At 52.4% G+C, this 12,516-nt stretch carries 8 protein-coding genes; all 8 read left to right on the top strand.

Annotation, left to right across the window (positions count from 1 at the left end; genetic code table 11):
• The first annotated feature begins 220 nt into the window (after nucleotides 1–220).
• The 8 genes from secE (at nucleotide 221) to rpoC (ending at nucleotide 12,440) form a co-directional block, all read left to right on the top strand.
• Entirely contained in the window at nucleotides 221–604 is a 384-nt protein-coding gene (gene secE, locus NMC31_RS23725; RefSeq protein WP_003862342.1) for a preprotein translocase subunit SecE, read from the top strand.
• Between the two features lies 1 nt (nucleotide 605).
• Entirely contained in the window at nucleotides 606–1,151 is a 546-nt protein-coding gene (gene nusG, locus NMC31_RS23720; protein ID WP_003862341.1) for a transcription termination/antitermination protein NusG, read from the top strand.
• A gap of 155 nt (nucleotides 1,152–1,306) precedes the next feature.
• Nucleotides 1,307–1,735, top strand: coding sequence for a 50S ribosomal protein L11 (gene rplK, locus NMC31_RS23715; protein ID WP_015966392.1), 429 nt, complete (start codon nucleotides 1,307–1,309; stop codon nucleotides 1,733–1,735).
• Nucleotides 1,736–1,738: 3 nt separating this feature from the next.
• A complete protein-coding gene (rplA, locus tag NMC31_RS23710; protein WP_015966391.1) occupies nucleotides 1,739–2,443 on the top strand; it encodes a 50S ribosomal protein L1 in 705 nt (234 codons plus the stop codon).
• 418 nt (nucleotides 2,444–2,861) lie between these two features.
• Nucleotides 2,862–3,359 (top strand): 50S ribosomal protein L10, encoded by a 498-nt coding sequence (gene rplJ / locus NMC31_RS23705; RefSeq protein WP_002438625.1) that lies wholly within the window; start codon nucleotides 2,862–2,864, stop codon nucleotides 3,357–3,359.
• 66 nt (nucleotides 3,360–3,425) lie between these two features.
• Nucleotides 3,426–3,791: a 50S ribosomal protein L7/L12 gene (gene rplL, locus NMC31_RS23700; protein WP_006176746.1), complete on the top strand. Its 366-nt coding sequence runs from the start codon at nucleotides 3,426–3,428 to the stop codon at nucleotides 3,789–3,791.
• A 320-nt stretch (nucleotides 3,792–4,111) separates the two neighbouring features.
• Entirely contained in the window at nucleotides 4,112–8,140 is a 4,029-nt protein-coding gene (gene rpoB, locus NMC31_RS23695; protein ID WP_253899285.1) for a DNA-directed RNA polymerase subunit beta, read from the top strand.
• A 76-nt stretch (nucleotides 8,141–8,216) separates the two neighbouring features.
• On the top strand, nucleotides 8,217–12,440 hold the full coding sequence (rpoC, locus tag NMC31_RS23690; RefSeq protein WP_149464994.1) for a DNA-directed RNA polymerase subunit beta': 4,224 nt from the start codon (nucleotides 8,217–8,219) through the stop codon (nucleotides 12,438–12,440).
• The last annotated feature ends 76 nt before the right edge of the window (nucleotides 12,441–12,516 follow it).

Genomic DNA, 12,516 nt, shown 5'->3' with positions numbered 1-12,516 from the left:
GCTGATAACATTTGACGCAATGCGCAATAAAAGGGCATCATTTGATGCCCTTTTTGTACGCTTTCGAAGCAGAACCTGGCTCATCAGTGATTTTTTTTGTCATAATCATTGCTGAGACAGGCTCTGAAGAGGGCGTTTAGTCCGAAACTTACTTTCGGTTTGGATCGCCTCGCACCCGCGGGGTGAAAATGTTTGTAGAATTCTTCTGACAGGTTGGTTTATGAGTGCGAATACCGAAGCTCAAGGGAGCGGGCGCGGCCTGGAAGCGATGAAGTGGGTTGTGGTTGCGGTGCTGCTGATTGTGGCTATCGTCGGCAACTATCTTTATCGTGACATGATGCTGCCATTGCGCGCGCTGGCCGTAGTAATTCTTATTGCTGCAGCGGGTGGTGTCGCGCTGTTAACGACAAAAGGAAAAGCGACCGTTGCGTTTGCACGTGAAGCGCGTACTGAAGTTCGCAAGGTTATCTGGCCGACTCGCCAGGAAACACTGCACACTACGCTTATCGTTGCTGCGGTTACCGCGGTAATGTCGCTGATCCTGTGGGGACTGGATGGTATTCTGGTTCGCCTGGTCTCTTTTATCACTGGCCTGAGGTTCTAAGATGTCTGAAGCACCTAAAAAGCGCTGGTACGTCGTTCAGGCGTTTTCCGGTTTTGAAGGCCGCGTAGCCACTTCGCTGCGTGAGCACATCAAATTACACAACATGGAAGAGCTGTTTGGCGAAGTCATGGTCCCGACTGAAGAAGTCGTTGAGATCCGTGGCGGCCAGCGTCGCAAAAGCGAGCGCAAATTCTTCCCGGGTTACGTTCTGGTCCAGATGGTCATGAACGATGCGAGCTGGCACCTTGTGCGCAGCGTGCCGCGCGTAATGGGCTTCATCGGCGGTACTTCTGACCGTCCGGCGCCGATCAGCGACAAAGAGGTTGATGCGATTATGAACCGCCTGCAGCAGGTTGGTGATAAGCCGCGTCCGAAAACGCTGTTCGAACCGGGTGAGATGGTTCGCGTTAACGACGGTCCGTTTGCCGACTTTAACGGTGTCGTTGAAGAAGTGGATTACGAGAAGTCTCGCCTGAAAGTGTCTGTTTCTATCTTCGGTCGTGCGACTCCGGTAGAACTGGACTTCGCGCAGGTAGAAAAAGCGTAACGCAGCGATCAAAAAAGCAGCGATTTAATCGTTGCATGGGGCGCGAAATTGGCATACAATTTCGCGCCTTTTGTTTTTACGGGCATTGCCCGTAAAACGATATTTATCACGGGGAGCCTCACCGAGGCGCTATTACCCACTCAGAGGAAATTGCAATGGCTAAGAAAGTACAAGCCTACGTTAAGCTGCAGGTTGCAGCTGGTATGGCAAACCCGAGTCCGCCGGTTGGTCCAGCACTGGGTCAGCAGGGTGTGAACATCATGGAATTCTGCAAAGCGTTCAACGCTAAAACTGATTCCATCGAAAAAGGTCTGCCGATTCCGGTTGTTATCACCGTTTACGCTGACCGTTCTTTCACCTTCATCACCAAGACTCCGCCGGCAGCAGTTCTGCTGAAAAAAGCGGCTGGTATTAAGTCTGGTTCCGGTAAGCCGAACAAAGAGAAAGTTGGTAAAATTTCTCGCGCTCAGCTGCAGGAAATCGCGCAGACCAAAGCTGCCGACATGACTGGCGCCGACATTGAAGCGATGACTCGCTCCATTGAAGGTACTGCACGTTCCATGGGCCTGGTAGTGGAGGACTAAGAAATGGCTAAACTGACCAAGCGTATGCGCGTGATCCGTGAAAAAGTTGATGCAACTAAACAGTACGACATCAACGAAGCTATTGCTCTGCTGAAAGAGCTGGCCACTGCTAAATTCAACGAAAGCGTTGACGTTGCTGTTAACCTCGGCATCGACGCTCGTAAATCTGACCAGAACGTACGTGGTGCAACTGTACTGCCGCACGGTACTGGCCGTTCCGTTCGCGTTGCCGTATTTACCCAGGGCGCAAACGCTGAAGCTGCTAAAGCTGCAGGCGCTGAACTGGTAGGTATGGAAGATCTGGCTGACCAGATCAAGAAAGGCGAAATGAACTTCGACGTTGTTATTGCTTCCCCGGATGCAATGCGCGTTGTTGGCCAGCTGGGTCAGGTTCTGGGTCCGCGCGGCCTGATGCCAAACCCGAAAGTAGGTACTGTAACGCCTAACGTTGCTGAAGCGGTTAAGAACGCTAAAGCAGGCCAGGTTCGTTATCGTAACGACAAAAACGGCATCATCCACACCACCATCGGTAAAGTGGACTTTGACGCTGACAAACTGAAAGAAAACCTGGAAGCTCTGCTGGTTGCGCTGAAAAAAGCAAAACCGACTCAGGCGAAAGGCGTGTACATCAAGAAAGTTAGCATCTCCACCACCATGGGTGCAGGTGTTGCAGTTGACCAGGCTGGCCTGAGCGCTGCTGCAAACTAATGCCTTTACGTGGGCGGTGATTTTGTCTACAATCTTACCCCCACGTATTCTGCTAATTGCAGACGTATATCCGAGATATTCAGGCTGTGGCAAGGCGACAACTGAGTGAATCGCCAGGAGCATAGTTCACTATGTGACGGGTGTGAACGAAGGCAGTCAACGCCGCTACAGATTGAATAGCGACGGATAGAAAAGATTTGTTCGTTGGAGCCTGGCCTATCCAGGCCTCCGTCGAAGACCGCAGGTGTTTCGCAAGAAACTTAATCCCCTGCGTAGACGGTGACAGAACGCTAAGATTATTTTTTAAAGTACTCTTTGGCTTGTTTCTGCTCACCGTATTTAAGACGCTCTCTCCATTTTGGAGGAGTGAAGTGAGTTCCAGGGCATGAGCCCTGGCAAACATCCAGGAGCAAAGCTAATGGCTTTAAATCTTCAAGACAAACAAGCGATTGTTGCTGAAGTCAGCGAAGTAGCCAAAGGCGCGCTGTCTGCAGTAGTTGCGGATTCCCGCGGCGTAACTGTGGACAAAATGACCGAACTGCGTAAAGCAGGTCGCGAAGCCGGCGTATACATGCGTGTTGTTCGTAACACCCTGCTGCGTCGTGTTGTTGAGGGTACTCAGTTTGAGTGCCTGAAAGACGCGTTCGTTGGTCCGACCCTGATTGCATACTCTATGGAACACCCGGGCGCTGCTGCTCGTCTGTTCAAAGAGTTCGCGAAAGCGAATGCAAAATTTGAGGTCAAAGCTGCAGCCTTTGAAGGTGAGTTGATCCCGGCATCGCAAATCGATCGCCTGGCAACCCTGCCGACCTACGAAGAAGCAATTGCACGCCTGATGGCAACCATGAAAGAAGCTTCGGCTGGCAAACTGGTTCGCACTCTGGCTGCTGTTCGCGATGCGAAAGAAGCTGCTTAATCGCAGTTATCTTTATCAAGTATTCGCTTACGTATAAACTTATTCTGATTTTCAGGAACAATTTAAATGTCTATCACTAAAGATCAAATCATTGAAGCAGTTGCCGCTATGTCCGTAATGGACGTTGTAGAACTGATCTCTGCAATGGAAGAAAAATTCGGTGTTTCCGCTGCTGCTGCTGTAGCTGTAGCTGCTGGCCCGGCTGAAGCTGCTGAAGAAAAAACTGAATTCGACGTAATTCTGAAAGCTGCTGGCGCTAACAAAGTTGCTGTAATCAAAGCAGTACGTGGCGCAACTGGCCTGGGTCTGAAAGAAGCGAAAGACCTGGTTGAATCTGCTCCGGCCGCTCTGAAAGAAGGCGTGAGCAAAGACGACGCAGAAGCACTGAAAAAATCTCTGGAAGAAGCTGGCGCTGAAGTTGAAGTTAAATAAGCCAACCCTTCCGGTTGCAGCCTGAGAAATCAGGCTGATGGCTGGTGACTTTTTAGTCACCAGCCTTTTTGCGCTGTAAGGCGCCAGTAGCGTTTCACACTGTTTGACTACTGGTTGTCCTGACAATGCTTGTTTCTATCGACGACTTAATATACTGCGACAGGGTGCTCGCTCTGTGTAAATCGCAACGAAATGATTTAAGCGTGATAGCAACAAGCATTGCGGAAAGTGTTCCATTTTCCGGTCAACAAAATAGTGTTGCACAAACTGCCATTCAATTGGGCAGATGGGTCGACTTGTCAGCGAGCTGAGGAACCCTAATGGTTTACTCCTATACCGAGAAAAAACGTATTCGTAAGGATTTTGGTAAACGTCCACAAGTACTGGATGTGCCTTATCTCCTTTCTATCCAGCTTGACTCGTTTCAGAAGTTCATCGAGCAAGATCCTGAAGGGCAGTATGGTCTGGAAGCCGCCTTCCGTTCCGTGTTCCCGATTCAGAGCTACAGCGGTAATTCCGAGCTGCAATACGTCAGCTACCGCCTTGGCGAACCGGTGTTTGACGTCCAGGAATGTCAGATCCGTGGCGTGACCTATTCCGCACCGCTGCGCGTAAAACTGCGTCTGGTGATCTACGAGCGCGAAGCGCCGGAAGGCACCGTAAAAGACATTAAAGAACAAGAAGTCTACATGGGTGAAATTCCGCTCATGACTGACAACGGTACCTTTGTTATCAACGGTACTGAGCGTGTTATCGTTTCTCAGCTGCACCGTAGTCCGGGCGTCTTCTTTGACTCCGACAAAGGTAAAACCCACTCTTCGGGTAAAGTGCTGTATAACGCGCGCATCATTCCTTACCGTGGTTCCTGGCTGGACTTCGAATTCGATCCGAAGGACAACCTCTTCGTACGTATTGACCGTCGCCGTAAACTGCCTGCGACCATCATTCTGCGTGCGCTGAACTACACCACTGAGCAGATCCTTGACCTGTTCTTTGAGAAAGTTGTTTTCGAAATTCGCGACAACAAGCTGCAGATGGAGCTGGTTCCGGAACGCCTGCGTGGTGAAACCGCATCCTTTGACATCGAAGCTAACGGCAAAGTGTACGTTGAAAAAGGCCGCCGTATTACTGCGCGCCACATTCGCCAGCTGGAAAAAGACGATATCAAACATATCGAAGTTCCGGTTGAGTACATTGCTGGCAAGGTTGCGTCTAAAGACTACGTTGACGAATCGACTGGCGAGCTGATCTGCCCGGCTAACATGGAGCTGAGCCTGGATCTGCTGGCTAAGCTGAGCCAGTCTGGCCACAAACGTATCGAAACGCTGTTCACCAACGATCTGGACCACGGTCCGTACATCTCTGAGACTGTACGCGTTGACCCAACCAACGATCGTCTGAGCGCGCTGGTAGAAATCTACCGCATGATGCGCCCGGGTGAGCCGCCGACTCGTGAAGCAGCTGAAAGCCTGTTTGAGAACCTGTTCTTCTCCGAAGACCGCTATGACCTGTCTGCGGTTGGTCGTATGAAGTTCAACCGTTCTCTGCTGCGCGACGAAATCGAAGGTTCCGGTATCCTGAGCAAAGAAGACATCATCGAAGTGATGAAAAAGCTCATCGATATCCGTAACGGTAAAGGCGAAGTCGATGATATCGACCACCTCGGCAACCGTCGTATCCGTTCCGTTGGCGAAATGGCGGAAAACCAGTTCCGCGTTGGCCTGGTACGTGTAGAGCGTGCGGTGAAAGAGCGTCTGTCTCTGGGCGATCTCGATACCCTGATGCCTCAGGATATGATCAACGCCAAGCCGATTTCCGCAGCAGTGAAAGAGTTCTTCGGTTCCAGCCAGCTGTCTCAGTTTATGGACCAGAACAACCCGCTGTCTGAGATCACGCACAAACGTCGTATCTCCGCACTCGGCCCAGGCGGTCTGACCCGTGAACGCGCAGGCTTTGAAGTTCGAGACGTACACCCGACTCACTACGGTCGCGTATGTCCAATCGAAACGCCTGAAGGTCCGAACATCGGTCTGATCAACTCCCTGTCCGTGTACGCACAGACTAACGAATATGGCTTCCTCGAGACGCCGTATCGTAAAGTGACCGACGGTGTGGTAACTGATGAAATTCACTACCTGTCTGCTATCGAAGAAGGCAACTACGTTATTGCTCAGGCGAACTCCAACCTAAACGATGAAGGCCACTTCGTAGAAGACCTGGTAACCTGCCGTAGCAAAGGCGAATCCAGCTTGTTCAGCCGTGACCAGGTTGACTACATGGACGTATCCACCCAACAGGTGGTTTCCGTCGGTGCGTCCCTGATCCCGTTCCTGGAACACGATGACGCCAACCGTGCATTGATGGGTGCGAACATGCAACGTCAGGCGGTTCCGACTCTGCGCTCTGATAAGCCGCTGGTTGGTACCGGTATGGAACGTGCTGTTGCCGTTGACTCCGGTGTTACTGCAGTTGCTAAGCGTGGCGGTACCGTTCAGTACGTGGATGCTTCCCGTATCGTTATCAAAGTTAACGAAGACGAGATGTACCCGGGCGAAGCAGGTATCGACATCTATAACCTGACCAAATACACCCGTTCTAACCAGAACACCTGTATCAACCAGATGCCTTGCGTATCTCTGGGTGAGCCGGTTGATCGTGGTGATGTGCTGGCTGATGGCCCGTCCACCGACCTCGGTGAACTGGCGCTGGGTCAGAACATGCGCGTGGCATTCATGCCATGGAACGGTTACAACTTCGAAGACTCCATCCTCGTATCCGAGCGTGTTGTTCAGGAAGACCGTTTCACAACCATCCACATTCAGGAACTGGCCTGTGTGTCCCGTGACACCAAGCTGGGGCCGGAAGAGATCACCGCCGACATCCCGAACGTGGGTGAAGCTGCGCTCTCCAAACTGGATGAATCCGGTATCGTATACATCGGTGCAGAAGTGACCGGTGGCGACATTCTGGTTGGTAAGGTAACGCCGAAAGGTGAAACCCAGCTGACCCCAGAAGAGAAGCTGCTGCGTGCGATCTTCGGTGAGAAAGCGTCTGACGTTAAAGACTCTTCTCTGCGCGTGCCGAACAGCGTGTCTGGTACCGTTATCGACGTTCAGGTCTTTACCCGCGATGGCGTGGAAAAAGACAAACGTGCGCTGGAAATCGAAGAAATGCAGCTCAAACAGGCGAAGAAAGACCTGTCTGAAGAACTGCAGATCCTCGAAGCTGGCCTGTTTAGCCGTATTTACGCTGTGCTGGTTGCCGGTGGCGTTGAAGCTGAGAAGCTCGACAAACTGCCTCGCGATCGCTGGCTGGAACTCGGCCTGACCGACGAAGAGAAACAAAATCAGCTGGAACAGCTGGCTGAGCAGTATGACGAACTGAAACACGAGTTCGAGAAAAAACTCGAAGCGAAACGCCGCAAAATCACCCAAGGCGACGATCTGGCACCGGGCGTGCTGAAAATCGTCAAGGTATACCTGGCCGTTAAACGCCGTATCCAGCCTGGTGACAAAATGGCAGGTCGTCACGGTAACAAGGGTGTTATCTCTAAGATCAACCCGATCGAAGATATGCCGCACGATGCTAACGGTACACCGGTAGATATCGTACTGAACCCGCTGGGCGTACCGTCTCGTATGAACATCGGTCAGATTCTGGAAACTCACCTGGGTATGGCTGCGAAAGGTATTGGCGATAAGATCAACGCCATGCTGAAACAGCAGCAAGAAGTCGCGAAACTGCGCGAATTCATCCAGCGTGCGTACGATCTGGGCGCTGACGTTCGTCAGAAAGTTGACCTGAACACCTTCAGTGATGAAGAAGTTCTGCGTCTGGCTGAGAACCTGCGTAAAGGTATGCCAATCGCAACGCCGGTCTTCGACGGTGCGAAAGAGTCTGAAATCAAAGAGCTGTTGCAACTGGGTGGCCTGCCGACTTCCGGTCAGATCACACTGTTTGACGGCCGTACAGGTGAGCAGTTCGAGCGTCAGGTAACCGTGGGTTACATGTATATGCTGAAACTGAACCACCTGGTTGACGACAAAATGCATGCGCGTTCCACCGGTTCTTACAGCCTGGTTACTCAGCAGCCGCTGGGTGGTAAGGCGCAGTTCGGTGGTCAGCGCTTCGGGGAGATGGAAGTGTGGGCGCTGGAAGCATATGGCGCGGCATACACCCTGCAGGAAATGCTCACCGTTAAGTCTGATGACGTGAATGGCCGTACTAAGATGTATAAAAACATCGTAGACGGTAACCATCAGATGGAACCGGGCATGCCGGAATCCTTCAACGTACTGTTGAAAGAAATCCGCTCGCTGGGTATCAACATCGAGCTGGAAGACGAGTAACTCTCGCTCAAACAGGTCACTGGTGCTGGCGTAACAGCCGGCACCAGATTGTGCTAACTCCGACGGGAGCAAATCCGTGAAAGATTTATTAAAGTTTCTGAAAGCGCAGACTAAAACCGAAGAGTTTGATGCGATCAAAATTGCTCTGGCCTCGCCAGACATGATCCGTTCATGGTCTTTCGGTGAAGTTAAAAAGCCGGAAACCATTAACTACCGTACGTTCAAACCTGAGCGTGACGGCCTTTTCTGCGCCCGTATCTTTGGGCCGGTAAAAGACTACGAGTGCCTGTGCGGTAAGTACAAGCGCCTGAAACACCGTGGTGTGATCTGTGAGAAGTGCGGCGTTGAAGTGACCCAGACTAAAGTACGCCGTGAGCGTATGGGCCACATCGAGCTGGCGTCTCCGACTGCGCACATCTGGTTCCTGAAATCTCTGCCGTCCCGTATCGGCCTGCTGCTGGATATGCCGCTGCGTGATATCGAACGTGTTCTGTACTTCGAATCCTATGTGGTTATCGAAGGCGGTATGACGAACCTGGAACGTAACCAGATTCTGACCGAAGAACAGTATCTGGACGCGCTGGAAGAGTTCGGTGACGAATTCGACGCGAAGATGGGTGCGGAAGCTATTCAGGCCCTGCTGAAAAGCATGGATCTGGAGCAAGAGTGTGAAACTCTGCGTGAAGAGCTGAACGAAACCAACTCCGAAACCAAGCGTAAAAAGCTGACCAAGCGTATCAAACTGCTGGAAGCGTTCGTTCAGTCTGGTAACAAACCAGAGTGGATGATCCTGACCGTTCTGCCGGTACTGCCGCCAGATCTGCGTCCGCTGGTTCCGCTGGATGGTGGTCGTTTCGCGACGTCTGACCTGAACGATCTGTATCGTCGCGTCATTAACCGTAACAACCGTCTGAAACGTCTGCTGGATCTGGCTGCGCCGGACATCATCGTACGCAACGAAAAACGTATGCTGCAGGAAGCGGTCGACGCCCTGCTGGATAACGGTCGTCGCGGTCGTGCGATCACCGGTTCTAACAAACGTCCTCTGAAATCTTTGGCCGACATGATCAAAGGTAAACAGGGTCGTTTCCGTCAGAACCTGCTCGGTAAGCGTGTTGACTACTCCGGTCGTTCTGTCATCACCGTAGGTCCATACCTGCGTCTGCATCAGTGCGGTCTGCCGAAGAAAATGGCACTGGAGCTGTTCAAACCGTTCATCTACGGCAAGCTGGAACTGCGTGGCCTCGCCACCACCATCAAAGCCGCTAAGAAAATGGTTGAGCGCGAAGAAGCTGTCGTTTGGGATATCCTGGACGAAGTTATCCGCGAACACCCGGTTATGCTGAACCGTGCACCAACATTGCACCGTTTGGGTATCCAGGCGTTTGAACCGGTTCTGATCGAAGGTAAAGCCATTCAGCTTCACCCGCTGGTTTGTGCGGCATATAACGCCGACTTCGATGGTGACCAGATGGCTGTTCACGTACCGCTGACGCTGGAAGCCCAGCTCGAAGCGCGTGCGCTGATGATGTCTACCAACAACATCCTGTCCCCTGCGAACGGCGAGCCAATCATCGTTCCGTCTCAGGACGTTGTATTGGGTCTGTACTACATGACCCGTGACTGTGTTAACGCCAAAGGCGAAGGCATGGTGCTGACTGGCCCGAAAGAAGCTGAGCGTATTTATCGCGCTGGCCTGGCCTCTCTGCATGCGCGTGTAAAAGTGCGTATCACCGAATATGAAAAAGACGAAAACGGCGAGTTCGTTGCTAAAACCAGCCTGAAAGACACGACTATTGGCCGTGCCATTCTGTGGATGATCGTACCTAAAGGTCTGCCGTTCACCATCGTGAACCAGGCACTGGGTAAGAAAGCGATCTCCAAAATGCTGAACACCTGCTACCGTATTCTGGGTCTGAAACCGACCGTTATTTTCGCGGACCAGACGATGTACACCGGCTTTGCTTATGCAGCGCGCTCAGGTGCATCCGTTGGTATCGATGACATGGTCATCCCGGAGAAAAAATACGAGATCATCAGCGAAGCGGAAGCGGAAGTTGCTGAGATCCAGGAACAGTTCCAGTCTGGTCTGGTCACCGCGGGCGAACGCTACAACAAAGTTATCGATATCTGGGCTGCGGCGAACGATCGTGTATCCAAAGCGATGATGGATAACCTGCAAACCGAAACCGTGATTAACCGTGACGGTCAGGAAGAGCAACAGGTTTCCTTCAACAGCATCTACATGATGGCCGACTCCGGTGCGCGTGGTTCTGCGGCACAGATTCGTCAGCTGGCAGGTATGCGTGGTCTGATGGCGAAGCCAGATGGCTCCATCATCGAAACGCCAATCACCGCGAACTTCCGTGAAGGTCTGAACGTACTCCAGTACTTCATCTCGACCCACGGTGCGCGTAAAGGTCTGGCGGATACGGCACTGAAAACCGCGAACTCCGGTTATCTGACCCGTCGTCTGGTTGACGTGGCGCAGGATCTGGTTGTGACCGAAGACGATTGTGGCACGCTGGAAGGCATCACCATGACCCCGGTTATCGAGGGTGGTGACGTTAAAGAGCCGCTGCGCGATCGCGTACTGGGTCGTGTAACCGCGGAAGACGTTCTGAAGCCGGGTACTGCGGACATTCTGGTTCCTCGTAACACGCTGCTGCATGAGCACTGGTGTGACCTGCTGGAAGAGAACTCCGTTGACTCCGTCAAAGTTCGTTCTGTCGTATCCTGTGACACCGACTTTGGTGTATGTGCGCACTGCTACGGTCGTGACCTGGCGCGTGGCCACATCATCAACAAAGGTGAAGCCATCGGCGTTATCGCGGCACAGTCCATCGGTGAGCCGGGTACACAGCTGACGATGCGTACGTTCCACATCGGTGGTGCGGCATCTCGTGCGGCTGCTGAATCCAGCATCCAGGTGAAAAACAAAGGTAGCATCAAGCTCAGCAACGCGAAATCGGTTGTGAACTCCAGCGGTAAACTGGTTATCACTTCTCGTAACACCGAGCTGAAACTGATCGACGAATTCGGCCGTACCAAAGAAAGCTATAAAGTGCCTTACGGTTCTGTTATGGCGAAAGGTGATGGCGAACAGGTTGCTGGCGGCGAAACCGTTGCAAACTGGGATCCGCACACCATGCCGGTTATCACCGAAGTAAGCGGTTTTGTTCGCTTCACTGACATGATCGACGGCCAGACCATTACTCGTCAAACTGACGAACTTACTGGTCTGTCTTCGCTGGTGGTTCTGGATTCCGCAGAACGTACCGCGGGTGGTAAAGATCTTCGTCCGGCACTGAAAATCGTTGATGCTCAGGGTAACGATGTTCTGATCCCAGGTACCGATATGCCTGCTCAGTACTTCCTGCCGGGCAAAGCGATTGTTCAGCTGGAAGATGGCATCCAGATCAGCTCTGGTGATACCCTGGCCCGTGTTCCGCAGGAATCTGGCGGTACCAAGGATATTACCGGTGGTCTGCCGCGCGTTGCGGACCTGTTCGAAGCACGTCGTCCGAAAGAGCCGGCAATCCTGGCTGAAATCAGCGGCATCATTTCCTTCGGTAAAGAAACCAAAGGGAAGCGTCGTCTGGTTATCACCCCGGTAGACGGTAGCGATCCGTACGAAGAGATGATTCCGAAATGGCGTCAGCTCAACGTGTTCGAAGGTGAACGTGTAGAACGTGGTGACGTGGTTTCCGACGGTCCGGAAGCGCCGCACGACATTCTGCGTCTGCGTGGTGTTCATGCTGTAACTCGTTACATCGTTAACGAAGTACAGGACGTATACCGTCTGCAGGGCGTTAAGATTAACGATAAACACATTGAAGTTATCGTTCGTCAGATGCTGCGTAAAGCCACCATCGAAAATGCAGGTAGCTCCGACTTCCTGGAAGGCGAACAGGTTGAATACTCTCGCGTTAAGATCGCTAACCGCGAACTGGAAGCGAACGGCAAAGTGGGCGCAACGTTCTCCCGCGATCTGCTGGGTATCACCAAAGCGTCTCTGGCAACCGAGTCCTTCATCTCTGCAGCATCGTTCCAGGAGACCACACGTGTCCTGACCGAAGCAGCTGTTGCAGGTAAACGTGATGAACTGCGCGGTCTGAAAGAGAACGTCATTGTGGGTCGTCTGATCCCGGCAGGTACCGGTTACGCGTACCACCAGGATCGTATTCGCCGCCGTGCAGCAGGTGAAGTTCCTGCTACTCAGCAGGTGAGTGCGGAAGAAGCGTCTGCCAGCCTGGCAGAACTGCTGAACGCAGGCCTGGGCGGTTCCGATAACGAGTAATCGTTAAGGTAGCGCTTAAAAAGCCAGTCGGTTTTCCCGGCTGGCTTTTTTTATGTCTGTAAAAAACCAATGGTTA

This window comes from Pseudocitrobacter vendiensis, from assembly GCF_943590815.1.
Classification (GTDB): Bacteria; Pseudomonadota; Gammaproteobacteria; order Enterobacterales; family Enterobacteriaceae; genus Pseudocitrobacter; species Pseudocitrobacter vendiensis.
Note: the sequence above shows the minus strand (reverse complement) of the source record. Positions and strands in the feature narration are given on the sequence as shown.

Bases quoted from the DNA above. Each gene is read 5' to 3' on its own strand.
- rplL (WP_006176746.1), top strand. From the start codon at position 3,426: ATGTCTATCACTAAAGATCAAATCATTGAAGCAGTTGCCGCTATGTCC.
- rplJ (WP_002438625.1), top strand. From the start codon at position 2,862: ATGGCTTTAAATCTTCAAGACAAACAAGCGATTGTTGCTGAAGTCAGC.
- rplK (WP_015966392.1), top strand. From the start codon at position 1,307: ATGGCTAAGAAAGTACAAGCCTACGTTAAGCTGCAGGTTGCAGCTGGT.
- nusG (WP_003862341.1), top strand. From the start codon at position 606: ATGTCTGAAGCACCTAAAAAGCGCTGGTACGTCGTTCAGGCGTTTTCC.
- rpoB (WP_253899285.1), top strand. From the start codon at position 4,112: ATGGTTTACTCCTATACCGAGAAAAAACGTATTCGTAAGGATTTTGGT.
- secE (WP_003862342.1), top strand. From the start codon at position 221: ATGAGTGCGAATACCGAAGCTCAAGGGAGCGGGCGCGGCCTGGAAGCG.
- rplA (WP_015966391.1), top strand. From the start codon at position 1,739: ATGGCTAAACTGACCAAGCGTATGCGCGTGATCCGTGAAAAAGTTGAT.